This window comes from Paenibacillus filicis (assembly GCF_038070315.1).
GTDB classification, from domain to species: domain Bacteria; phylum Bacillota; class Bacilli; order Paenibacillales; family NBRC-103111; genus Paenibacillus_G; species Paenibacillus_G filicis.
Genome location: NZ_JBBPCC010000006.1, coordinates 111,755 through 136,115 on the forward strand (window position 1 = coordinate 111,755; position 24,361 = coordinate 136,115).

The window sequence follows — 24,361 nt, forward strand, 5'->3', positions numbered from 1 at the left end:
CCCTCGATAGAACAAGGCATTGCCTAAGCAATGCCTTGTTCCTCACCTCTTGATCTACTATTTATGCGTGCTTTTGTACCAGTCTGTCGCTTCCTTGATCACTTGATCGCCCCCGCGCTTCTTCCAATCATCGACGAATTTGTCGAACGCGTCAAGCGATTCCTTGCCGGTCATAATTTTCGCCGCAAGCTCCAGCCAGAGGCCGTCTCTGCCAAGCTCGGGACGCGCTTGGAGCGTCGGCAGAGCGGGCATACCCAAGCCATCGTTATTCCGGCCTTCCTTGGCAGCTATATCCAACGCCTTCATGACCAGGTCGCCGGAAGGACGATTTTTCATAAACTCCACATCACTCAGGTGGGAAGGCCCTACCAGCCGCAGCCAAGTCAAGTGCATTTCCTCCCGGAAGATATCTTCCTGCTTGTCCGGATATTTGTATTTGATTTTACCGCCATCCAGCGTGTAGTCCTCGCCTTCGATGCCGTAAGTCAGAAACTTCTGGGCGTCGTCGGAATAAAACCAGTCTAGGAACTTGATCGCGTTTTCAGGATTTTTCGTCGTTTTCGGGATGACCCATACGTTACCGCCAACGCTCGAGCCGATGCTTAAGCCGCCTTTGCCGTCTGGTCCGACCGGAGACGGGATAACCTCGATCTGCGCGCTCGGCGTTCCGGTTTTGACCTCAGCCGTCCATTTATCCGCCATTCTTGGGGAATGCGTCCATAACCCGACGATGCCCTGTGCTTTAATTTTCGCGTCCCAGTCCTTCCCCTTCTGCACGAATACCTCATTGTCCAGCAGCTTTTGCTCATACAGCTTGCGGTAGACGGACAGCGCTTCCTTCATATTCGGACGGATGATGTTCGGGACCAGCTGCCCGTTCTCGAATTTCCAATCCGCCGGCAGCACGTCATAGGAGCCGAAGAAAGCTTCGGTAAACGCTAGCTTTTCCCGCCCGGAGAAAGGAATTTCGTCCGCTTTGCCGTTTCCGTTCGGGTCCTTCTCTTTAAACGCTTTCAACATCTCGATATATTCATCGATCGTTTTGGGCGGCTTGAGTCCGACCTTGTCCAGCCAATCCTTGCGCACCATCATCACGTTGCCGTTAGGCGTTGCATTTACGTTAGGCACCCCGTAGATTTTGCCGTCCTTGCTGACCGATGCGAAATCCCAGGCTTCCTTAGGAATATGCTTCTTCAGATTGGGGCCGTATTTATCGATCAAATCGTTCAGCGGGATCAGCACGCCCGTATCGATAGCGGGAGCGACCTCCGGCTTATTGATGCCATGCGTTTGCAGCAGGTCAGGCAGCTCGCCGCCGGCAAACAGCAGCGTCAGCTTCTGATCGAATTCGCGATGCGGGATCAATTCCAACGTCACGTCCGTCTTGGAAATTTCGCGCAGCTTCTTCGTGTACTTGTCTTCATTAATATTTGCAGAGCCTTCGATATATTGAAGTCCCTCCGTGCCGATGCCGACCTTCAGCTTGGGCGGTTTTGCTTCGCCCTTGCCATCTGCTTGTCCTTGAGTGGGTTTCTCCGACGAGCACCCCGCCAGTGCCCCTGCCGCCAAAGCTGCCGATAAGGCTAGTAAAGATATCTTTTTTCTCATGTACCCCTTCTCCTTTATACGTGAAATGAGAAACTATGGATTAACCCTTGACTGATCCGATCATGGCGCCTTTAATAAAATGCTTCTGGATCAGAGGGTAGACCAACAAAATTGGGATGGTAGCGACCATTATCGTCGCCATTTTAATGCCTTCCATCGATTGCATCGTGACATTCACGCTCTGCATCAGCGCTTCCGCATCGCTGTCCACCAGCAGCTGACGAAGCTTGACCTGAAGCGGAAACAACCCGGGATCGCGAATGTACATGATCGCATTGAAATATCCATTCCAGTGCCCGACCGCGTAAAAGAGTCCGATCGTGCTCATCGACGGAAGGGACAGCGGAAGCACAATGCTCCACCAGGTGCGATATTCACCACAGCCGTCGATCCGGGCAGCTTCCACAAGCCCTTCGGGTATACTCCGGAAAAAGGAAATCATAATAATCAGATTGAAAGCGCTTATTGTCCCGGGAATAACAAGCGCCCACAACGAGTTCAGCATGCCCAATGCCTTGACCAGCAAGTACCCCGGAATCATCGGCACTTGAAAAATCATCGTAAACACAATCAGCATCAAAATAATAGAACGGCCCTTCAATTCATTTTTGGATAATCCGTAGGCCATCAGAGACGTAAACAGCAGGTTAAACAAAGTTCCCCCGACTGTCAAAGTCACAGTCACGCCGAATGACTTCCATATCGCCGCATTTTGAAGAACGGCTTTATAATTGATCAGCGTCCATTCAACCGGATAGATGCTGACGAGACCTTTGGATATGGCGCTGCCGCTGCTGAGCGAGCCCGCAAATATATGTAAGAACGGGAGCAGCATGGCCAGGGCGGTAAAAGTAAGAAACAAGTAGTTGCTATAAATAAAAGCGCGCCGTGATGTACTTTCCTTGATCAAGGAAACACCCTCCCTTTCTCTGTCGTTAATAAATCGATTCCCCGGTTGTCTTCTTGCTCAATCGGTTGGCGCCGACGACTAGTATAACTCCGACAAGCGATTTGAACAAACCGATAGCCGTTGAATAGCTGTACTGTCCGCCCAGCAGACCGATCCGGTAAATGTAGGTGTCGATAATTTCGCCGGTTTCCGTCACAAGCGGATTCAGCAGCATGTAGATTTGCTCGAAGCCCAAGTCGAGCACGTTGCCGATCCGCAGCAGCAGCAGCACCATAATGGTCGGAAGCAGCGAGGGCAGCGTAATGCTGAAAGCCTGCCGAAGCTTGCCCGCTCCGTCCACTTCGGCAGCTTCGTAAAGCTCCGGATTAATGCCTGCCAAGGCGGCTAAATAAATGATCGTCCCCCAGCCTACCTCTTTCCATATCCCAGAAATGACGACGATTGACCTGAAATAGCTTGGCTCCTGCATAAAAAATACGGGGTCCTTGCCGAGCCATTTCAAAACATCGTTCGCCATGCCCGAGCTCGGGGACAAGAAGTTGATGACAAGCCCTCCGACGATAACCCACGACAAGAAATGCGGAAGATAGAGCACGGTTTGCACCGTTCGTTTGAAAAACTGCTTGCGCACTTCGTTCATCAGCATGGCTAGCAGGATCGGAGCCGGGAAGCCAAGTACGATCTGGTACATGCTAATCAATACCGTATTTTTCAATACGCGAAGAAATTCGGGATACGTAAACAAATTGTAAAAATGTTTCAGCCCCACGAACTTACTGCCGAATATTCCGTTAAACACGTTGTAATCCTGAAACGCGATCACGACGCCTGTAAGCGGAATATACTTGAATAAAACGAAGAAAATCAGTCCCGGGAGCACCATCGTATAGATTTGCCAATGCTTCAACAAATAAGGCGTCCGTTTGGCTGCTGGAGCGGAGAATGCGGGATTCGCTGCCGTCCTTTTAAGTGCCATTGTGTATCTCCTCCCTCAATACGCTTTATTGTAATCGCTATCAAGTTCAGCTTCCATGTGTTTTGCTGCAATTTGTTGTGCTTTTTTGACCGAGATACATGTCTCTGACGGCTTCTATTTCCTTTACAATCCAAAAAAAACGCCCGGCAATTCACCGGACGTTTTTTTGGACGTGCCCTCCCCTTGTATGGCGGAGAGCATACATTTCGGCTGCTATTGCAGCCGGCGGCACTGCTTATTGCCCGAGTCGCTTCTTATATTCGTTCGGCGATAGGCCGCAAACCTTTTTAAACGACTTGGAGAAATGCGGGTAGTCGCTGTAGCCTACGGCGAACGCGACCTCGTAGGTTTTACTATCGGCTTCCTTCAGCAGCTCCTTGGCCTTCGTCATCCGCAGCCTGATCAAGTAATCAATGAAGCTTAGGCCCAGCTCCTCCTTGAAGCATCTGCTGAAATAAGAATCGGACATTCCGGCTTCGTTCGCCGCCTGGGACAGCGACAAATGCTCATTCGTGTATTGAGCGTCGATAAACTGTACAGCCCTCTGGATGCCTTGAAACTGCCCCCAGCTTCTCATCCCCCGAATTTGCTCCGAATAGGCTTTTATGATGCGACCGGCTTGCAGCAACACCTCATCCGCAGCACCCGCTGCCAGCGTTAGTAAAGGCTTGGGCAGCTCCTGCAGCTTCCCTCCGCTCTGCGCGACAAGCTCTGCTTCGGCCAGTACAAGCGCGTCCTCCAGCCGCTCGGCGCACTGCGCAGGAGGCAAACCGCGGTTCATCAGCTGCCGGACATACCCGCTCAGCTGCTGCAGAGCTTCCGGATCGCGGGCCGTCCACAAATAGTCAGCGAGCAAGGCCGCGGTTTCCCGGCATTCCCGTAATCTCTGCCCCCGTTCCTGCCGGTTTCTGCCTTTTTGATTCAGCCGATCCGCCGTTTTCGCGAGCAGCTCCTCCAACAGTTCTTGGCGAACTGGTTTCAATACATAGTCCATAATTCCGTAGCGCATCGCCTGCTGGGCATACCCGAAATCGTCATAGCCGGATAAAATAATAATTTCCGGCTCCAGCCCCCGGGAGCGGATCTGTCCGATCAGCTCCAGACCATCCATAACCGGCATACTGATATCCGTGATGATAAGGTCCGGCTTCAACCGCTCCCAGAGCGACAACGCCTCGCCCCCGTCCTCCGCCTCGCCGCATACCTGAAACCCGTGCCCGCTTCCGTTGATCAGCTTCGTCAAGCTTCGCTTGATCATCACCTCGTCATCGACAATTAAAGCGCTATACATCATGGTTTCCCCCTTCTTCCTTATGCCAAGCCGAACACTTAAGCCGCATCTCGATGATCGTCCCCAGCGTTCCTGACCTCACGATTCGCAATCCGTAAGGCTGCCCGAAGCTGATCCGCAGCCGCTGATGCACATTCCACAGACCGATCGTATCGAAGCAGCCGCTGACGCCATTTTCCAGCCGTCCGTCTGCATTGCGCATTCCTCCGGTGTCATCAGTATGGGAATCTCCGGCAAACGCGATATTGTAACGCTCCATCAGCCTGCTATCCATGCCTTGGCCCCTGTCTTCGATACGCAGGATATAATCTTCATCCTCCATATATCCGAATAGGCCGATATAACTTGGTTTTTGCTTATGCGCTTGGTAACCGTGCTTGAAAGCGTTCTCGACAATCGGTTGAATGATCAGCCGGATGGCCTGAACCTGCGATAGCAGCGACTCATCGACATCCAGCTCGACCTGCAGCGACTGGAACCGCTCCTGCTGAATGTTCAAATAGGTCCGGATATACCGGATTTCGTCCAGAAGGGACACCGCCTGGCCCGGATTACTGATGCTGTAACGGAAAATATCCGCCAGCGAAGTCGCCATCCGGCTTATCGGCTTCACTTCCTCGACAATGGCATATGAATTAATAATCTCCAGCGTATTGTATAAAAAATGCGGATTAATTTGGGATTGCATCGCCTGCAGCGCGGATTCACGCTGACGTATTTCCATCTCCTGCTCCTTCATCCGGGACGTCTGCACCTCGTCGAGCAGCCGGCGGATTTCACCGACCATCCGGTTGAAGCCCTTATTTAAAGCGCCCAACTCGTCGTTTCGCCTCTCTGGCGCTTTCACGTTCAAATCCCCGTCCTCGGCTCGCCGCATCAACCGCTGCAGATGAAGCAGCGACTGCGTCAAATAAAGCGAGAAGCCCCCGGTCAGCATCAGAGCAAGACCGACAAGCAGCAGCCCGACCCACACGGTAATATTCCGAAGCCCTATCATCCCCTGATTTAATTCCTGGAGCGATACTTCGGATACGAGCGTCCAGCCCGTCTTTTCGGATTTCTCGTAAATAATAAGCCGATTATCGTCCTGCGCCTTTTCCACAAAATGACCGTTTTGGCTCACCGCCAGCCGGTGGCCCAGCTCGGGAGTCATCGCGTAACTCCCCCATTTTTGCCGATTGGGGTGGTACACAATATTCCCCTCCTCATTCATAACCCAGACGAAGCCGGTTTCTCCGAGCTTGATTTTCTCGCAAATTTTGATGATTTCGTTGAGCCTGAGGTAGACGATCAGCAGGCCGTTCGACTGGTAGGAAACCGTATCCAGAAACTTGCGGGCAATCGTCAGCACCGGGGTGGCCTCCATATACTCGATGCCCACCACGCGATAGTTGCGCTCGCCGAGCAACGCGTCCTTGTACTGCTCGTAGCTTTCCCTTCCGGCGATCGAGCTGTAGCTAGCGGTAGCGATACCATTTTTGGACACGATGGATAATCCATAAATATCGGGTCGTCCGAACGTAATGCTCGGGAACAGCTCCTCGGACATTTTTTTGTTCGTTAGATACCGGTCATATTGATCCTCAGGGTTCAGCTTCATAAACGATTGAATCTGCGGATGCAGCAGCAGCGGATACGTCAGCCTGTCGAGATCGGAGAAATAGCCGTCCAGCTGGTAATTGATTTGCCCCATCAGCTGTTCACTATAATCGATTGCATTTTTTTCGATGCTCTGTGATGCTTTTTCGAACCATAGTGTGCCAAATAACAGGAGCGGAACACACAAAAAGAATAAAATAAGCAAAACGAGCTTTGTTTTAATCGATAGCGCTTTCTTAAGAATCATATCCCCACCCGCCGCATGTTGAAGTCGATATAGTTTCTAAGATTAGCATGAATTGGAGCTAGAGGGAATAGTCTGGCTCGCAGTTTTATTTTTACCTCTCCGATATTCAGACGGGGAAATCCCGACAACGGCTCTGAAGGTCGAAGAAAAATAATGCTGGTCCGCAAAGTTCAATTTGACGGAGATTTCATTGATATTGAGATGAGTATTCAGTAAATATTGCTTGGCAAGCTCGATTTTGTGTTTGCGGAAATACGCATAGGGAGTAATCCCATACGTTTCGCGAAACAGCTTGATGATATAGTTTTTCGAATAGCCGAGCTGTGTACTCACATCGTTCATATCTAGCCTGTTTTCAATGTTTACATCCAGGCATAGCTTGATCTGTTCCGCAGCAGAGAGCATTTTATGCTCCAAATGGTTTTTTACATGTAACACGATTTTCAACAGCATGACGGAGACTTCATCGATCAATTCGGAATAACTCTTATCCCTAGCGGATGAGATATTGATGATTTCATTCATATAGGAAAGTATATTGCAGTCCTTGATGATATACGTATCTGCTGGCAAATACCGCTTAAACAAATATTCGGCCAAGTCCCCCTTAAAAACAATCCAAATTTTAGTCCACGGATGATCTTCACTGGAATAATACAGGTGATCGCTGTTTGGAGTTAGAATATAGACGTCATTTTTTTGGGGGTACAAGGTTTGGGAATTAATCTCCAAAACCCCATTGCCATCGATGATGTATTCGAACGAATACAGCTCCTCCCCATGCCGTTCAATCCGGTAATTTTTATCACAATAAGAGATTCCCGACATAATAACATTCAGCGGAAACGCAGAATCACACATATGCCAAAAGTTATAAATTTCTTCACGCATGATGATAATCCTCACAATTCAAATGATTTCTCCTATTATTATAACCCTATCATTATGATAAATTAAACTACAAGCAGCACAAAAATTATTGTAACTATATCGAATTCAAGGAGAAAACAGGAGGAATTAACATGAATTTGCGCGCGCCAGCTGTTCCGCTTATTACCGTAGATCCTTATTTTTCCGTTTGGTCGATGGCAGACAGATTGAATGAATCGGACACCCTGCATTGGACGGGTAAACCTCACCGAATGACGGGCACGGCTGCCATCGATGGCAAAGACTATCTGTTTATGGGCGATACGCCAAACAGCCTGAAAATGAATCAAACGAATTTAAACATTACGGCACTCTCATCCAGTTACCGCTTTGAATGTGATGAGATTCAATTAGAAGTTACCTTTACCACACCTCTTCTATTGGATGATTTGAAGCTGATGTCCAGACCCGTATCTTATATCTATACGAAAGCTTCCAGCAAGGACGGGAAAAATCATCATGTGACGATTACCATTACGGTGGATGACGAGCTAAGCCAAAATTTAAAATATGAATTCCCAACCGAATACACCGATCTTAGCGAGCCGGCCTTTGCTTGCGGCAGGGTGGGCAGTAAGACCCAGCGAATATTAAATGCAGCTGGAGATGACCTTAGAATCAACTGGGGATACCTCTATCTGGCGTCCAATCATGATCAGGCCTCGGTAACGGCTACGGCCAGCACCCATGCATATGGTACCTTAAACCATACACTTGCATTATCGATCCCGCTCGATACAGAACAGAACTCTGAAGGACTTTTTGCTGTCGCTTACGACGATATCAAGTCGATTGAATATTTCCATGAGCCGCTAAATGCTTATTGGAAAAAGGACGGCCAAACCATCGAGGAAGCTATTCAGCAAACGCTGAGCGAATATGATTCGCTTTCCAAGAAATGCGAGCTTTTTTCTTCCAAGCTGGTTCAGGATGCCACGGAATCAGGCAATGAAAAATATGCGGAGCTGCTATCCCTTGCCTACCGGCAGGCTATTGCAGCACATAAAGTTTGTGTGGATCCAAGCGGAGATGTGCTGTTTATTTCCAAAGAAAATTTCAGTAACGGTTGTGCCGCCACCGTCGACGTGACCTACCCTTCTATCCCTCTATTTTTGTTATATAACCCTGAGCTTGTTAAAGGGATGCTAAGACCGATTTTCAAGTATGCCTCCATGGATGTTTGGCATTACGACTTTGCTCCCCACGATGTGGGAACCTATCCCCTCCTGAACGGACAGGTATACAGCCATGGTACATGCCCGACTTGGCAGATGCCGGTGGAGGAATGCGGCAATATGCTGATCTGTATGGCGGCGGTCGCGCTTGCTGAAAAAGACGTCTCGTTCGCTCAGGAGAATTGGAGTCATCTTGAGAAATGGTGCCAGTACCTCATCGACAACGGTGTAGATCCGGATAACCAGCTGTGTACGGACGATTTCGCGGGACATCTGGCTCATAACTGCAATCTGTCGATCAAAGCCATCATGGGGATCGCCAGCTTCTCCATATTGAACCGCCTGGCCGGAAATGAGGAGAAGGCAGAGGAGCTGCTGAGGATTGCCGGCTCCATGGTTGACAAATGGCTGGCTATGGCCGCCAATGAAGACGGGACATTCCGTCTGGCCTTTGACCAACCAGGCTCCTTCAGTATGAAATACAATGCCGTATGGGATCACATTTTCGGTCTGAACTTATTCCCTCAAGATACCTTTAAGACAGAGACGAAAGCCTATATCGAGAAGCATTCCGGCCCTTACGGCCTCATGCTGGATAGCCGCAACACCTATACCAAGTCGGATTGGCTGGTGTGGAGCGCCACGCTTTGTGACAACAAGGAAGACTTTACTACGCTGGTGGATCGTCTGTGGCTTGCGTATCATGAATCGGAAAGCCGGGTCCCGATGACGGATTTTTACTCGGCGGTAACCGCGAAAATAGAAAGCTTCCAAAACAGGTCCGTACAGGGCGGGCTATTCATGAAGCTGCTGATTGACAAAGGAATTTAATATGTATTGTGCCAGATCTACTCCGTAGATCTGGCTCCTTCTATTTGGGCGGCGAATAAAAAACCTCAAGTTCTGAGAGACCACGATGGATGGGGCTCTCAGAACTTGAGGACTATGGTTGCGACTATGTCTATCGAATTCTATTTAATTTCTTTGCCCAGCTTTTCAATCTGCTCCCAAGCTTTTTCCGGTGTTATTTTATCAAACATGATTTGCTGGACAAGGTTGGAGTATTCCTTTTCGAATTTATCCCAGCCGTTCTTTAATCCTGGTCCCGGGTAGAAGACTTGCGCATTCGGAGCGGTTTTATTGATCAACTCAATAGCAGCCTTGTCGGTCGGCGTAAATTTCGATTCCAGCCCGGTGACGATTTGTTTAGAAACAGGCACTCCCCTCGAGGTGCCGAGTATATCCGCCGCTTCCGGATCGTTGATAAACCAATCCATGAACTTTTTCGCCGCTTCCGCCTGCTTGGTGTCAGGGCTTACGCTCCAATACATGGAGGCTTTCAGCCATCCTCCCGCTTGTTTATCCTGAGGTATCGTCACCAAAGCCAGCTGTCCCGGTTTTAACGCATCAAATCCCGAAAATTCAGCAGCGTGGGAGTTTCTGAGCAATATCTTGTCCTGGATCATAAGATCAAGCTTGGCATCGGCTCCTTTATCGGAAATCGTGACGTCAGCCGGCGGTACGATTCCCGCTGCCCTCATCTCAGCGAATTTCTTCATCCAATCGAGCCAGGTCTCTTTATCATAATTAAATTTGCCGTCTGCTCTGGGCCAGCCTTTGCCTTTAGCTAATTGATAGGCGTCGTACAGTCCGTCAGCCGTTAAGTCCTTGAACGCATATTGATTTTTGCCCAGCTTGGCTTTCGCCTCTTTGGCGAATTTAAAGAAGTCGTCCCAGGTCCAGCCGTACTTGGGAGGTGTAATTCCGAGCTTTTCCAGCTCCGCTTTGTTGTATACCAAGCCAAACGCATTGTTGCCGAGCGGAATAGCGAACAACTTGTCTTTATATTTGCCCGTGTTAAGCAGTGCCGGATCCACATCCTTCGTGTTGATCGCACCGGTCAGATCCATCAAGCGGTTAGTGCTGCCCCAGTCGGCAATCCAAGCGGCATCCGTTTGGATAATATCCGGCAGGTTGCGCGCTGCGGCCATGGTTGATATTTTATCCAAATATCCGTCCCAGCCCTGATATTCGGGTTCAAAGGTGACGTTAGGATTCTTTTTCGTGTACAAATCAAGCGCTTTCAAAGTTGCATCATGGCGAGCTTGCGAACCCCACCACATAATACGCAGCTTGACCGCCTTTTGCTCGCCGCTTGTACCCGCGTTATTAGGAGCTTTGGCTTCTTCCTTAACGCCGCAGGCAGCTAGAGACACAGCCAGTACCGATGATAGTCCAATTGCTGAAAGCTTACGTACATACTTCATAAGATTGCCCCTCTCGGTTTCTATATCGTGATTTCCCTACAATTATGGTACTAAACAGGGAGCCGATTGAATAGAACAGAGATGCACAATTTGTTTCAGTTTTTAACGAATTCAGACGGATTGCAGCCCGTATATTTTTTGAATTGCGTGGTAAAATACGGCACATTTTTGTAACCGACCTTTTCCGCTATTTCGTAAATCATCCACCGGCCTTCCATAATCATATTTTTGGCTTTTTCCATCCGGACGCGGGTCACATAGCTGTTGAACGTCTCCCCCGTGGCTTGCCGAAAAATATTGCTCAAGTAGTTCCTGGATATATACACCTTCTCCGCCAATTCGCTTAGATGCAGGTCTTCTGCAAAATGCTCATGAATATGCTGAATCATAAAATTGACCGCCTGCTTATGCTTTAGCTTTTCGCTTTTCCCTTGTAAGCTGCAGAACACAGCCACCTTATCCAGCAGCCATGCCTTAAGCTCCCCAGGGGCCCCTAGCCGCTCCAGTTCTTCCTTAACTTGATCCGCATCAAACACCTCGTCAGCGCGAACCCCTGCATCCAGCAGCGAATAGGTTAAAATCGCCCAGGTTTCCAACCCAACATGACGGACATCCTTTTCGGCAAGTCCGTCAGTGTTCTCCAACGGCTGAAAAAATCGCTCCACAACCTCTTGAATTTGAGGCTCCTGCAAAAGGCGGATCGCCTCGCCCAGCTGCTGGTAAAATTGCACCGGGCGCACCTCCGTTGCCTTAAAGTCACTTTTGGCTGCCGGGTCGCCATCTTTGACGAATTCATACAACGGCAGGCCTGGATAAGGCAGATGCCGTTTAGCCGCCAATGCTTGAAACGCCTCTTCGGTTGAATCGGATATATGGTGCCAGCTTTCCTTCCACCTTCCGATCCCCATTTTGAGTCGTACCTTTAAGTAATCTCCCACATGCTGTACCATACTTTCACAAAGCGGACGGATTCGCAGAACGGCCTCTTCCTTCCCGGCTTTCGGCGCATGCAGCAATACAGCCATATGATGGCTGTGCAGCTCAATCAGACGGGCATCCTTCCAGGCCGTTGCAATAACCTCCTGCAAAATATTGCCGACCGCAAAACGGAACAAACTAAAATCGCTTGGTGAAACCTCGGATACGCGTACAGTCCGCAAAATCTCAACAGCCACGACGACATATTCGGAGGAATCTTCTCCGCAGGGACTGCCTTGCAAAAACGGAGGCAGCGGTCTGCCTGCCACTGTATGTCCGGTTACTACCGCTTTCACCCGCTCCTGCTCAACAAACGGCTCATACTGCATCAGCTTCTGCACAAGCTCATACTGCTCAAGCTTTCTGACAGACATCCCTTCCAGCTCAATAATCGCTTTTTCCAATACGGACTTTATCGTTAGCACCGTAACCGGTTTTGACAGATAATCATCTACATTGAGCCGAAGCGCTTGCCGGGCATATTCGAAGTCCGAGTATCCGCTTAAAATGATAATCTTACCTTCGTAACCGTTTTTTCGCAGTTCCTCAATCATATCCAGCCCATTCAACACGGGCATATAAATATCGGTGATGATGATATCCGGCTTGGCGGAACCGATCAGCTCCAGCCCCTTTTGACCGTCGGTTGCATCCCCGGCAAATTCCGCCTCCAGATCTTCCCATGGTATGATCTTCCTCATGCCTTGCAGGACCGTTTTGTCATCATCAATGACTGCGATTTTCCACATCGTCATCCCCTCCGTTATCGTTAGGCTCCAGCCTTGGAATCCGCAAGGTAACCAGAGTTCCCTTCCCTTCCAGGCCTGGTTCTATCGTGATGCCATACGGACTTCCGAAATATGCTTCGATCCGCTCCCGCACATTCCTTATGCCGTAGCCGCCCGTCTTTCTCCGGGGCTTGCGGTTCCACTCCGGATGCAGCCCTACACCGTCGTCCGCAATCCGGATGGCAAGGCCTTGCTCGTCTTGAAGCACAGTAATCGCAATATGTCCTTGCTGCCTGTCGTGAAATCCATGGATAACCGCATTTTCCACAAAAGGCTGAAGGGTTAGCTTGGGTATGAGATAAGTTTTCAGACGTTCATCCTCTACAGCAACGGTGTACAGCAAGCCTTCTTCCCAGCGCAGCTGTTGAATTTGCAAATAACATTCCGTATGCGTCAGCTCCTGCTCCAGCGTGATCAGGCTTTCTCCATTCGATAGTCCGATTCTAAACATACGGCCCATCAGCTCCAGCACATGGCTCATTCGTTCATGACCAGAATCAATTGCCATCCAATTTAACTGGTCCAGCGTATTGTACAGAAAATGAGGATTAATCATAGCTTGCAGCGCCTTGATCTCGGCTTTCCGCTTCTTCTGATGCTCAAGATCCAAGCTGTCGTATAATTCATCGATTCTTTCGGTAAGTCTGCGGTATCCCTTGAACATCGAGCCGAATTCATTGTGATAATCATCCGGCAGCTCCACCCGCTTTTGCTCTAACGGAAATCTACCCATTGCTTGAAGCAATTGCCGAATCGGCTTCGTGAAGCTTCTGGATAAATATAAAGTAAACAAGACCGCCGCCAATATGGAGGCAAACCCGATCCAAAAAATCGTCATGGCCAGCTTGAAGCTGCCTGCGGCAATCATTCCCCACGAAGTGACCTCTGTCAGGACCCATCCTTCATTAAACGACTTGGCCCATACAAGTAAATAATCCGTATTGGCACCGTTCTCCCTTCCCTTGATATGCATATACCCGGTACCGGACTGAGCCATATCCAATAGCTCCGGTAGCTTTAATTCCGAGAACATTGACGGATTGGTTCCGATGATCAGCCTGCCGCCGGAATCCAGCAAATAGCGGTGAGCCGTTTGTTTTTCGCCGATCATCATGTTGTAGAGCACTTTAGCCTTTACATGAAGCAGCAAAATACCCTGATACTCCAAATTATTGGAATAAATTTTGCGGGCAAACGTGACGACGTTTTGTGGGCCTTGCATCGTCTCGACAGATCGCTCTCCGAGCCAGACAGAGTCGGATTTTTCGGCCTGCGCATACCAAGGCTCGTTCAACAATTCGCTATGCTCCACAAAGCTCACAAAATCTTTGGGATCGGAAAACGTAGGCTTATGGACATACATCCTCATCGAGAGCAGACTTGGCGTGCTATTAATCAGCTTGCTCATCACCTGAACCAACTCGCTTTGCTCTTTCAGCTTGGTATACATATCGCTGTCGGGCAGATCCAAGTAATGCAAAAGCTCCGTGTTCCGGGAAATCACGAGAGACAGCTGCTCGACGGTGCGCATTTGCAGCATCATCTGTTTATTCAGCTCACGCATGAGCTCCTGCTGATAAACTGAAGTATTCTCCGCCAGTTCTCTGGAAGAGACGGTATAACTCACCCAGCAAACAATCACGAGAAGCAAAATAAAAAATCCGGTAAAGCTGCCCGACAAAATAGAATCGATGCGGTATTTCTTGAAAGGACTTTTCAGAACGCGCACCTCCTTGAGACAAAAAGCCGCGTGGATGGGATAACCCACACGCAGCTCTTTAATCGTCTACAATCTTCTAGCCCTTTAACCCGGTCGTTGCAATACCTTCCACAAAGTAGCGCTGGGCGAAAAAAAATACGAGAATTTGCGGAGTAATGGACAACAGCGACATCGCCAAAAGCTGCCCCCAGGCGGTCGCCGACTGGGTATCGACAAACATACGCAAAGCAAGCGGGATCGTATATTTATCAACGGAATTCAAATAAATTAAAGGTCCAAAGTAGTCCTCCCAGCCGTTAAGAAACGAAAAGATCATGACGGTTACCAAGGCCGGTAAGGTCAGTGGCATAATAATGCGCCAATAAATGCCGAACCAGGTGCAGCCGTCCATTTTGGCCGACTCGTCCAGCTCCTTGGGCAGCCCGCGAATAAATTGCACAAGCAGGAAGATAAAGAAGGCGTTGCCCATCGCGCTAGGGACAATAAAAGGCAAATAAGTATTGACCCAATCAAAAGAATGAAACATGGAATATTGAGGAATCAAGGTGACCTGTCCAGGAAGCATAATCGTGAGCAGCAGCAAGGAAAACCAGAGCTTTTTGAAAGGAAACTCCAGCCGGCCAAAGCCAAACGCAACCAGACTGCTTGAAATAACTGTAAGCACGGTCGTTGTAAGCGTAAGCTTAGCGCTGTTCAAATAAAAGTAGGTGAACGTATACTTCGGCAGCGCAACCCAGCCCTTCACATAATTTTCCCACATCCAGACGGAAGGGAACAATGTCGGTAAAGCAAGCTCGGGATTGGATTTAAAGGAAGCTCCGATCCACCACAAAACCGGATAGAACATAACCAGGCTGAATACAAGCAAAATCAGATGCGTCCACAGTTGACTTGCGCGGGCGTTCAGCTTCACTTTGCATCACCTGCCTCAGCTTCATAAAACACCCAATACTTGGATGCGATGAAGTTAATCGATGTAGCGATGCCGATGATGATCAGCAGCACCCAAGCTAGTGCGGAAGCGTATCCCATATCAAAGGACGTAAACGCCTTCTGGTATAAATAGAGTGCATACACTTCGGTTGAGTTCAACGGACCTCCGTTTGTTATAACAAAAGCGGAAGTGAACATCTGGAAGGATTGAATGACTCCCATGATCAAATTAAACAGAATAACCGGCGACAGCATCGGAAGCGTGATGGTAAAGAATTGGCGAAGCTTGGACGCTCCATCCACCGAGGATGCTTCATACAGCTCATTCGGGATTTGTTTTAACCCGGCTAAGAAAATAATCATCGCCGAGCCGAACTGCCAGCAGCGCAAGATAATAAGAGTTCCAAGCGCTGTACCGGGCGTACCGATCCAGTTTTTCGCGTCGATGCCAAGCAGTGGAACGATATGATTCACAAACCCGTCCAGCCCGAAAATATTTTTCCACAAAATCGCCACGGCAATACTGCCGCCAATTAGCGAGGGAAGATAAATCAAGGTTCGGTAAAAGGATATGCCACGAATTTTCCGGTTCATCAGCATAGCGACCATCAGGGCCACAAACAGCTTGGCCGGCACGGAAAGCAGCACATAAACAAAGGTCACTTTAAGGGAATTATAGAAGAAACGGTCGGTTGACATTTCTTTATAATTGTCCAGACCGATCCACTTAGCAGGCTCGAGCAGCGAAAAATCGGTAAACGAATAATATAAGGATTGAAGCATTGGCCATAAGGTCAGGAATAAGAACCCTAGCAACCATGGGCCGATAAACAGATAACCTGCAAGAGCTGCATGATTGTGATTTTTCAGTTTGGTCTTGCGGGGGGGACGGGCAACGCTTACTGCCGCTGCGGAATCCCGGCTCAGGGCGCTCATTAGGTAACCACCTCTATTTTCGATTTTGTAAATGCTTGTTGCAGTTACTCACAGTATAGAGGCATGGCCGGTTTGCTTGTAGCAGAAGGATGTGCAATTTCTTTCACTTTTTTACTAAAAATCTGAGCACCCTGAGCCTACTATCATTCCCCGCTCTACTTGTAGCTAGAGATAGCGTTGATTAATCCTACCCTTTAGCAGGGATATCGTATAAAAGACTCGTTTCTTCCCATAGCTCTCCGGGAGCCAGAGCAAATAAGCCGATTTCCTCGGGAGGCAGCTTGCTATTCGGCGCATTAACCAGATTGACCTGAGGCTCCGGGCAGAAAAATCCGGGCGTCGCGTTATTGTTCCAAATCATCCATTGCTTGTAGGAGGCGCCAGCATCATATACCAAAGAAACCTTCTCGCGAAGATCGGTCAGCACAGCGCGATTTCTGCCATTTTGCGATTGCGCCGTATAGTGATTGTCCATCGACTCAAAGAACGGATAAACACCCGCTCCCTTCATCGCCTCTTCGGGCTCCGTCAGCCGTTGGTGCTTTCCTGTAGGGAGCATCCTATCATCTAACTCCCATCGCTCCCCCAGCGTCATTTGGAACAAGTAATCCTCCGGACGGCTGGTCTGACAGAACGGCGCGTTAAGCGAAGTATGGAAAGCCAACAGGCATGGCATCGGCTCGTTCCCGTCATTGCGAATAAGAACCTGCTGCTGCAGCCCTTTCACACTTAATGTATATTCCAGCCAAAAAACAAACGTATGAGGAAAATAGCGGTACGCCTCGCTGGAGCTATCGAAGCTTAGCTTCAGGCGGACATAGGAAGCGTCGGCTCCTTTATTTCCATACGATTCGACTTCCCAGGGGATGTTATACAGAAATCCGTGAAGATGATTGCCCGTACTCTCCTCATTAATAGGCAAAGTATACGTTCGGCCGTTCCATGGAAAGCGTCCATCCTCGTACCGATTCGGAGGAAACAGAACCGGAATGCCATGAATAATAGGTCTTGCTCGGAAGGCTTCCATCTCGTCCAGTTCAGGTTCATGCAAAAAACGGTATCCCCGCTCGGTGTCGCGAAACGCAATCAAGTTTCCCCCGATCCGGGGCAATATAGCACACTCATAAGCTCCCGAATAAAGCCATATGGCTTCTTCGTCATGATAAGTTCCCTGTTTGGCTGATGCCTCTTTCTTCATCTGTCACCCTGCTTTCCATGCTTAATCTATTCTTTCGCCCATTGCGGCTCAAGATCGCGTGCCAATAATCGATTCTTTTTTTATGACGAATATGGCCCCAAGCGGCAATTTTCCTAAACCTCTCCGCATACAATTTTCCGAATCGCCTCAATCGGAACCTTGGGCTCACGGTCATAGGTGAGCAAACCGTTAATTTCTTGCTCGACATCGGTTAATTGCGTATAGCAAAACCCTTGCACGACTGGTGAGAGATGAAGGGGACGAACTACCGCTGTCAGCCGGTTAATGAAATCCTGGTCATCGCTTGCCCCCGAGTAACCCCAGCCCTCCCAATCGCTTTTCCGGAAGGAAATCCCCCCGAATTCCGTCACGAGAATCGGCTGTTCCTCGTACTGGGTATCTCCGACCAGGATTCTCCGGTTAGCCGGCATGGCTTGGAGTGCATGATCCGCTGTTGCATAGCGCTGCGATAACACCTCTTCCTTCCACTCGTAATCGTGGATGCAGATCAAATCGGTCTTGAGCATCTCCCAACCATCGTTGCCGATCACGAGCCTCGTATCATCGAGTGAACGGATCAAGTGATACATCGCCAACGCATGCTGCTGCTGCTTCATGTCGATCTGGATATTGGGGACGCCCCAGCTTTCGTTAAGCGGCACCCAAGCGACGATGCACGGATGGTTATAGTCCCGCTCTACGATCTCATGCCACTCCTGTGTAAAGCGCTGGACGTACTCTTCCGAATAGACGTAAGCGTTCGCACATTCCCCCCAGACCAGCAAGCCTTGCCGGTCGCATTCATACAAGAATAGGGGGTCCTCCGTTTTCTGATGCTTGCGTACCCCGTTAAACCCCATCGCCTTCGTGAGCGTAATATCGCGAAGAATCGCTTCTTCCGACGGAGGGGTCAGATTGCCATCCGGAAAATAGCCTTGGTCGAGCACCAGACGCATGAAATACGGCCGGTTATTTAGATTGAACTTGCCGTTCTCGATCGAAACCTTCCGCATGCCAAAGTAGCTGTCGCACTCATCTGCCGTGACGCCGTTCACCGTCACCTCAAAATGAACGTCATACAGATTCGGTTTCTCAGGTGTCCACCAGCGTCCCAGCCCATGATCGTTATAGTCATGAAGCCTTATCGTACGCGTCTCTTCCCGGCCTTTGATTTTGAATCTTTCCTCCGCGACCGGCGCGCCCTCGAAGCTGATGTTCACGTTCAGCCAAACCTCTTGGCCCGCGGGAACGTCGGTTAAGAACGAGCGAATTTCAATGTCATTCGTGTCGATATCCGATTTATATTTGATTTTCTTCAAATGAACGGGAGATACCGGCTCCAGCCACACGCTTTGCCAGATGCCCGTCGTACGGGTATAGAAAATGCTGGCGGACTGCTCCTCCCAATACTGCTTGCCTCTGGGCTGTGTCAAATTTTTGCTGTCGTCTTCTGCCCTCACCGTTATGACATTGACGTCATCCGCCAGCAAGTCGGTAATGTCCGCATGAAACGGAGTATGTCCCCCTTCGTGAATGGCGGCCAATTGCCCGTTGACCCACACGCGCGCCAAGTAATCCACCGCGCCGAAATGAAGGACGACCCGCCGTCCTTCCCAAGCTTTCGGAATCTCGATGGCCTTCCGATACCAGACGACATCATGAAAGGAAGGATCGCCAATCCCGCTGAGCGCGCTTTGATAGGCAAACGGCACCTGAATCGTCCGATCGAACGCTGCATCGGCTAGATACCATTTTTCGCTATGGCCCTTCCTCTCATCGTCAAAAGCAAATTCCCATTCTCCGTTTAAGCTTAGCCATTCATTCCGTCGAAGATCAGGACGAGGGTAATCCGTCCTAGGCGTATTAAGTGTTGTCATTGGGCTAAATTCCTCCTGTACCATCATTGTAATTGTTGCGAATGACCTTATCCGAATCCCCAGAGCAATCACTCTGGCCTTAGCCGTCGATATGACGGTACATCCAGGGGTCCGCCCCGTTTGCCATCATCGGGTTCGTGAATGTCATATCCGTAATGAAGACTTCTTTTCTTTTTGTCATCGTTTGTGATCCTTTTCGCTCGAATAAAACATACTTTTTGTTTTAATTGAAGAGAATCTTTATATTTAAAGCAGTTAAGTGTTCTTCCTCTCCTTCCCTTTTCGAATGAATTACAATTTTCGCATTCTAAAGCTTTTTCAACCATTATTTTACCCATATATGTTAGTTCATTTAGGATTATAATGGGATAATCAATCCATTGTCAACGATTTCAAACATATTTATTGTTTGTTTGAAGCAAAAAAAAGGCGCTAACGCACCATTATATACATGTTTTTTGTTTTGATTAGTTATCCGCAATCGTATCGTAATGAATTTTCATGATAATGTCTTGCTGGTGGTCTCCAAAACCGTGTCCAAATATATTAATGCCACCTTTATTTACAGCATCGGGCTTGACGCCAAGCTTGAAAGAGATATAGGGGAATGAACCTAATTGTAGATCTTCCAAACAAACATCAGAAATCTTTTCATTATTCACCGTGCTTCTATGATTGTCGATTCGAAATGTCTTCAAAAGCCCGTACTGCGTACTGCTGTCTTGCCACCAGGCCGGATTGTTCTTGCCTCGGCGATCCCCGAAATCCCCTGGTGACGTCCAGTTTCCGATTTCTACATGATTGATCCAAATCGTAATGTCGGAGGGCCAGTCGTTATTGAAGTTAGGGGCTTCCGAACATATCTCCAAAGAAAATTCAACGGAGTTCAGATGATGTTTTTGCGGGAAAGCCTTGGGAAAACGATATTCGATCCATCCTTGTCGAAACCAGATGATTTCCGCCGTTTTGCATTCAGGGAAAAAGAAGCTGGATGGATCGTCTTCAACAATGAGCATAGCGTCGGGATTAGCCATACCACAGGTTGGTTGGACGTCAAATTCGAAGAAATGCCCGATAGGCATTTCGATCTCGTAGCTTTGATCCTTATTTTTGTATCCTGCAATCGGATTCAAAATAAATCTCACATCGTCGAAATTCCTGTTACATATCTTCATGGCTCCGCGGCTTGCCGGCAGGATCTCCGTTTGAATAAGTCCCGCCTCTTCAAGGACTCTGACGTTTACACCTGCGGTAGACGTCGGTATTTGCAGCTTTTCCCCGATTTCATTCACATTGATATTATTATGATTCAATAACAACTTGATGATATTCAATCTGGTGTGGGAGGATAGAGCATGCGCGACTTTCACAAGCTCGTCAGGCTCGTTAATGGAGAGTTCTAGCATCAAGATACTGCCCCTTTAAAATTTAATATTTGTTCCATATTATATAAGTTAAAGCAAATGAGCTCCTTTGTACATAGTTGCTTATGAACCCGTCCAAAATCAACCATAGATTTTATTTAAAAGTCTCTTTCCAAGGAGGACAATGACAAAAAGGCGGAGAGCTCGTCTCCACCTGAATGAGAAATATCGTGTTAATACGTAATCCGCCTTATCGGACTCAAATCTCTCTTGCATACATGTTCTGATCCTGCAATCGAATCAGAACCTTACCATAACGTCCGCCCTCCTGAATGACTACTTGGCCGGACGGATATGCTTGCTCCAAATAGTCAGCAATGAGGTTCCGATTCCGCTCATCTGTAGGCAGACGGTGATGGCCCAGCCAAGTCAGCGCTTCCTGTAACGCCGCTTCTCGGGTGACCTCCGTCGTTTTCGTTTCCCGCGTGATTAGCGATTCGTAGGCATAACCTTTCAGATACAGCAGATGCAGCAAGTATCCCAATTCTGAATGTGTCGCATGGTACGGCTGACCGGTGACGAGCGGCCAAATTTCATTCACTAGGCTATGCTCCGAAGGGCTAGCCGGCATACTGATATAACAGAATTTCCGTGCGCAATGGAGCAGCTTCTCTACGCTTTCCCAATTGTGAATGACCGGGCACATCGAGGCAAAGACAAGATCGAAGGCCTGGCTCCAGCCTTTGGCCAACACGTCAAGATCTTCAAACCGTTCAGGTACAATCTTCACCTGGTCATCGGCGAACTTCGAGATGTTTTCTTCCAGCAATTCGATCTGCGGGGGAGAGGTTTCTACAGCCGTAACACGGGCTCCTCGCTCCGCAAATGGCACGGAGAATACCCCTGAGGCTGCGCCAATATCCAGAACGGAGGCATTTTCAAAGCGAACTCCTTGTCCTTCAAGCCAGTTCATAATTCGCTTGCTACGTGTTCTCCCCTCTTCGCTAAATGATTGTTCGTTAAAGGTCTTGGCCTTATTGTCAAAAGCTCTGGCAGGATCGATGCCATTCTTTTTCAGCCTGCTGATTTTCAAATCTGACTCGTCTTTCCAAGCTTCTTCCCAGTTGGCTGCATTGAAAAAATCGTTCATGAGCTTTCCCCACGCTTTCCTTATGGTTGATGGTTACCTTCAACAAACGGCCTGATTCAGCCTGCCGCCGCCTGTTCATGCTCCGGCGATTTCCCTTTACGGAGAAAGAGGCCGAGTACGAGTGCTACGAGCGCTATGATAACGCCGAACCAGAATGCGTTGTTAATACCGGCCGCAAGTCCTTTGGCGATTTCCGCGGGAGCCTGCGGATCGCTCGCTCCGCTCAAGTACTGCTTCTGTCCGCCCGACATAATACTGATGTACAAGGCAGTACCGATGGCGCCGGACACCTGCTGCAGCGTATTCAAGATCGCGGTCCCGTGCGGGTGCAGATGGCTTGGCAGCTGGTTGAGCCCAGCTGTCTGTGCGGGCATCATGACTAGCGCGATACCAATCATCAGCGCGATGTGAACGGCGACGAGGAAGCCGGTGCTCGTTGCTTCGTCGAATCGGGTGAATTGCCACAACGAGATGACGGCAATGGCCAGTCCTGGGATGACCAGCACGCGAGGCCCGAACTTGTCAAACAGCTTGCCTGAGACCGGCGCCATGAACCCGTTCACGATCCCGCCAGGAAGGAGGATCAAACCGGACTTGAATGCCGTGACCATGAGCACACCTTGCATAAACATCGGAAGCATAATCGCCGATGAGAAAAATGTCATCATAAGCACAAAAAGCAGCACCGCGACAAGCGCAAATGTCGGATACCGGAACGCCCGTAAATCCATGACAGGCTCCTTCAGCAGCAGTTGCCGCCAGACGAACAGGGCCAAGGCGACGCCTCCCGCCGTGATGGTCCAAATCACCGCCGGCTCCGACCAACCGTGCTCGCCAGCACTGCTGAACCCATAGACGATTCCGCCGAAGCCGATCGTCGACAACACGATGGATAAGAGGTCCACTCGCGGTCGGGTGACTTCCGACACATTCTTCAAGACAGCCGCTCCTATGATAATGGAGAGCAGCGCAAACGGTATCACCAGATAAAACAGCCAGCGCCATGAAAGCGCGTCAACGATTAATCCCGATATGGTCGGGCCTATCGCCGGTGCAAACATGACCACGAGTCCTAACATCCCCATCGCTCCACCCCGCTTTTCCGGCGGATAGATGGTCATGATGACGTTCATCACCAGCGGCAGCAGCATGCCGGTTCCTATCGCCTGAATAATCCGCCCGATCAGCAGCACGCTGAATTCCGGCGACACCGCCGATACGACTGTACCGACGAAGAATAAAGTCATCGCCGACAGAAATATTTGCCGGGTCGTGAACCATTGCTGCAGGATGGCCGTCACCGGAACCAGGACGCCAACGACGAGCATGTAGGCGGTGGAAAGCCACTGGGCCGTTGCCGCAGATACGTCAAACGATTTCATCAATTCGGGAAGTGCATTGCCCATAAGCGTCTCGTTTAAAGCGGCGACGAACATGCCAATAATTAGAGCAAACATGATTGGACCGCGCTTAATATGTTTTAAATCGATCATAAGGTTCTCCCCCAAGCTTCTGTATTTAGCTCATTGTTGATGACCGCGGCGACAAAGGCGCCCATCGAAGCCGCAGCTATAGCCTGATGCATTCGCGATGCTGCATCCCCGGCGCTATAGACACCCGGAATGTTCGTTTTTCCGAAGTCATCGACCTGGACCGCTCCCCATTCCGTGATCTCGCATCCGATCGTTCGCGGCAAGTCCGATCCCGTAACCAGCTCCGGTTTGAAAAAGATCCCCCTGCATGGAACGGTCGTCCCGTCTTCAAGAACGACTTGCCGGACGATCCCGTCGCTAGAGTCGATGTGCCGGATCGGCGAGTCGAACAGAGGCACTTGATTCCGTTGGAGCTCCTCACGCTCAGCATCCGTCAGCTCATCGGGGCCATTCGTGCAGACGGTAAAACGGTTCGTCCATCCGGATATGAGTGGAGCGAAATGCATAAGCTCAGCCCCCTTCGTAATGATGACAAGCGGCTGATCCCTTAACTCCCAGCCGTCGCAATACGGGCAGACAAAGGCGCTTCTCCCATAAACCTCCCCCAACCCTGGAATGTTCAGCGGCCGATCCTTCATACCAATGGCAAACAGCACCTTTTTGCTCGCAAAGGTTTTTCCTTGCGCAGTCGCAATTTGAAATTGACCGTCTGTTCTCGCAATCAATACAGCTTTATCATCCACGAAGGACACCGTTGGATAGGCGCCAATCTCTTCCTTCGCAATGCGCCGAAATTCGCCGGGACTTATTCCGTCTCGGGTCAGAAACCCGTGAGTCTCTTGGGTTACAGCATTACGAGGACGGCCTTCATCGATCACCGCGACATGCTTCCTTGCCCTCCCCAGCACGAGGGCAGCGTTCAACCCCGATGGACCGCCTCCAATAATCACTACATCGAGAATCTTTTTATCCGCCATAAAT

Annotated in this window: 18 protein-coding genes; 1 reads left to right on the top strand and 17 read right to left on the bottom strand. The window is 49.5% G+C overall.

The features are described from left to right. Window positions 1–57: 57 nt before the first annotated feature. From WMW72_RS11385 to WMW72_RS11410, 6 genes are all read right to left on the bottom strand, one after another. Complete coding sequence (locus tag WMW72_RS11385; RefSeq protein ID WP_341415587.1) at window positions 58–1,608, bottom strand: extracellular solute-binding protein; 1,551 nt, start codon at window positions 1,606–1,608, stop codon at window positions 58–60. 40 nt (window positions 1,609–1,648) lie between these two features. Continuing rightward, on the bottom strand, window positions 1,649–2,518 hold the full coding sequence (locus WMW72_RS11390; protein ID WP_341415588.1) for a carbohydrate ABC transporter permease: 870 nt from the start codon (window positions 2,516–2,518) through the stop codon (window positions 1,649–1,651). 25 nt (window positions 2,519–2,543) lie between these two features. After that, on the bottom strand, window positions 2,544–3,494 hold the full coding sequence (locus WMW72_RS11395) for an ABC transporter permease (RefSeq protein WP_341415589.1): 951 nt from the start codon (window positions 3,492–3,494) through the stop codon (window positions 2,544–2,546). A gap of 235 nt (window positions 3,495–3,729) precedes the next feature. Beyond that, window positions 3,730–4,788 (bottom strand): response regulator transcription factor, encoded by a 1,059-nt coding sequence (locus tag WMW72_RS11400; RefSeq protein WP_341415590.1) that lies wholly within the window; start codon window positions 4,786–4,788, stop codon window positions 3,730–3,732. After that, window positions 4,778–6,631, bottom strand: coding sequence for a sensor histidine kinase (locus tag WMW72_RS11405; RefSeq protein ID WP_341415591.1), 1,854 nt, complete (start codon window positions 6,629–6,631; stop codon window positions 4,778–4,780). Before WMW72_RS11405 ends, WMW72_RS11400 begins: the two co-directional genes overlap by 11 nt. 42 nt (window positions 6,632–6,673) lie before the next feature. Further along, window positions 6,674–7,522 carry an AraC family transcriptional regulator gene (locus WMW72_RS11410; RefSeq protein WP_341415592.1) on the bottom strand — a complete coding sequence of 283 codons (849 nt, stop codon included), beginning with the start codon at window positions 7,520–7,522 and terminating at the stop codon, window positions 6,674–6,676. A gap of 131 nt (window positions 7,523–7,653) precedes the next feature. Between WMW72_RS11410 and WMW72_RS11415 the strand changes: the two genes are divergently transcribed. Further along, window positions 7,654–9,567 (top strand): glutaminase domain-containing protein, encoded by a 1,914-nt coding sequence (locus tag WMW72_RS11415; protein WP_341415593.1) that lies wholly within the window; start codon window positions 7,654–7,656, stop codon window positions 9,565–9,567. A gap of 140 nt (window positions 9,568–9,707) precedes the next feature. Here the strand turns inward: WMW72_RS11415 and WMW72_RS11420 are convergent, their stop codons facing one another. The 11 genes from WMW72_RS11420 to WMW72_RS11470 all read right to left on the bottom strand — a co-directional run bounded on the left by WMW72_RS11420 (window position 9,708) and on the right by WMW72_RS11470 (window position 24,357). Next, window positions 9,708–11,003 carry an ABC transporter substrate-binding protein gene (locus WMW72_RS11420; protein WP_341415594.1) on the bottom strand — a complete coding sequence of 432 codons (1,296 nt, stop codon included), beginning with the start codon at window positions 11,001–11,003 and terminating at the stop codon, window positions 9,708–9,710. A gap of 95 nt (window positions 11,004–11,098) precedes the next feature. After that, entirely contained in the window at window positions 11,099–12,730 is a 1,632-nt protein-coding gene (locus tag WMW72_RS11425) for a response regulator transcription factor (protein ID WP_341415595.1), read from the bottom strand. Further along, window positions 12,708–14,537: a sensor histidine kinase gene (locus WMW72_RS11430; RefSeq protein WP_341415596.1), complete on the bottom strand. Its 1,830-nt coding sequence runs from the start codon at window positions 14,535–14,537 to the stop codon at window positions 12,708–12,710. The genes WMW72_RS11425 and WMW72_RS11430 overlap by 23 nt, the downstream gene beginning before the upstream one ends. Window positions 14,538–14,565: 28 nt before the next feature. Next, window positions 14,566–15,336 (bottom strand): carbohydrate ABC transporter permease, encoded by a 771-nt coding sequence (locus tag WMW72_RS11435; RefSeq protein WP_341415774.1) that lies wholly within the window; start codon window positions 15,334–15,336, stop codon window positions 14,566–14,568. Between the two features lie 62 nt (window positions 15,337–15,398). Next, window positions 15,399–16,358: a carbohydrate ABC transporter permease gene (locus WMW72_RS11440; protein ID WP_341415597.1), complete on the bottom strand. Its 960-nt coding sequence runs from the start codon at window positions 16,356–16,358 to the stop codon at window positions 15,399–15,401. 187 nt (window positions 16,359–16,545) lie between these two features. Continuing rightward, window positions 16,546–17,556 (bottom strand): aldose 1-epimerase, encoded by a 1,011-nt coding sequence (locus WMW72_RS11445; RefSeq protein WP_341415598.1) that lies wholly within the window; start codon window positions 17,554–17,556, stop codon window positions 16,546–16,548. Window positions 17,557–17,669: 113 nt separating this feature from the next. Then, the gene (locus tag WMW72_RS11450) at window positions 17,670–19,433 is read right to left on the bottom strand and encodes a glycoside hydrolase family 2 protein (RefSeq protein WP_341415599.1); all 1,764 of its coding nucleotides are present in this window, start codon (window positions 19,431–19,433) and stop codon (window positions 17,670–17,672) included. Window positions 19,434–19,900: 467 nt separating this feature from the next. Continuing rightward, a complete protein-coding gene (locus WMW72_RS11455; protein ID WP_341415775.1) occupies window positions 19,901–20,839 on the bottom strand; it encodes an ArsR/SmtB family transcription factor in 939 nt (312 codons plus the stop codon). Between the two features lie 217 nt (window positions 20,840–21,056). Continuing rightward, window positions 21,057–21,947, bottom strand: a complete 891-nt coding sequence (locus WMW72_RS11460) for a class I SAM-dependent methyltransferase (RefSeq protein ID WP_341415601.1) — start codon at window positions 21,945–21,947, stop codon at window positions 21,057–21,059. Between the two features lie 56 nt (window positions 21,948–22,003). After that, on the bottom strand, window positions 22,004–23,440 hold the full coding sequence (locus WMW72_RS11465; protein ID WP_341415602.1) for an MDR family MFS transporter: 1,437 nt from the start codon (window positions 23,438–23,440) through the stop codon (window positions 22,004–22,006). Further along, window positions 23,437–24,357 (bottom strand): NAD(P)/FAD-dependent oxidoreductase, encoded by a 921-nt coding sequence (locus tag WMW72_RS11470; RefSeq protein WP_341415603.1) that lies wholly within the window; start codon window positions 24,355–24,357, stop codon window positions 23,437–23,439. Before WMW72_RS11470 ends, WMW72_RS11465 begins: the two co-directional genes overlap by 4 nt. Between the last annotated feature and the right edge of the window lie 4 nt (window positions 24,358–24,361).

Bases quoted from the DNA above. Each gene is read 5' to 3' on its own strand.
- WMW72_RS11385 (WP_341415587.1), bottom strand. From the start codon at position 1,608: ATGAGAAAAAAGATATCTTTACTAGCCTTATCGGCAGCTTTGGCGGCA.
- WMW72_RS11395 (WP_341415589.1), bottom strand. From the start codon at position 3,494: ATGGCACTTAAAAGGACGGCAGCGAATCCCGCATTCTCCGCTCCAGCA.
- WMW72_RS11400 (WP_341415590.1), bottom strand. From the start codon at position 4,788: ATGATGTATAGCGCTTTAATTGTCGATGACGAGGTGATGATCAAGCGA.
- WMW72_RS11405 (WP_341415591.1), bottom strand. From the start codon at position 6,631: ATGATTCTTAAGAAAGCGCTATCGATTAAAACAAAGCTCGTTTTGCTT.
- WMW72_RS11410 (WP_341415592.1), bottom strand. From the start codon at position 7,522: ATGCGTGAAGAAATTTATAACTTTTGGCATATGTGTGATTCTGCGTTT.
- WMW72_RS11415 (WP_341415593.1), top strand. From the start codon at position 7,654: ATGAATTTGCGCGCGCCAGCTGTTCCGCTTATTACCGTAGATCCTTAT.
- WMW72_RS11420 (WP_341415594.1), bottom strand. From the start codon at position 11,003: ATGAAGTATGTACGTAAGCTTTCAGCAATTGGACTATCATCGGTACTG.
- WMW72_RS11425 (WP_341415595.1), bottom strand. From the start codon at position 12,730: ATGTGGAAAATCGCAGTCATTGATGATGACAAAACGGTCCTGCAAGGC.
- WMW72_RS11435 (WP_341415774.1), bottom strand. From the start codon at position 15,336: ATGTTCTATCCGGTTTTGTGGTGGATCGGAGCTTCCTTTAAATCCAAT.
- WMW72_RS11440 (WP_341415597.1), bottom strand. From the start codon at position 16,358: ATGAGCGCCCTGAGCCGGGATTCCGCAGCGGCAGTAAGCGTTGCCCGT.
- WMW72_RS11445 (WP_341415598.1), bottom strand. From the start codon at position 17,556: ATGAAGAAAGAGGCATCAGCCAAACAGGGAACTTATCATGACGAAGAA.
- WMW72_RS11450 (WP_341415599.1), bottom strand. From the start codon at position 19,433: ATGACAACACTTAATACGCCTAGGACGGATTACCCTCGTCCTGATCTT.
- WMW72_RS11455 (WP_341415775.1), bottom strand. From the start codon at position 20,839: ATGCTAGAACTCTCCATTAACGAGCCTGACGAGCTTGTGAAAGTCGCG.
- WMW72_RS11460 (WP_341415601.1), bottom strand. From the start codon at position 21,947: ATGAACGATTTTTTCAATGCAGCCAACTGGGAAGAAGCTTGGAAAGAC.
- WMW72_RS11465 (WP_341415602.1), bottom strand. From the start codon at position 23,440: ATGATCGATTTAAAACATATTAAGCGCGGTCCAATCATGTTTGCTCTA.
- WMW72_RS11470 (WP_341415603.1), bottom strand. From the start codon at position 24,357: ATGGCGGATAAAAAGATTCTCGATGTAGTGATTATTGGAGGCGGTCCA.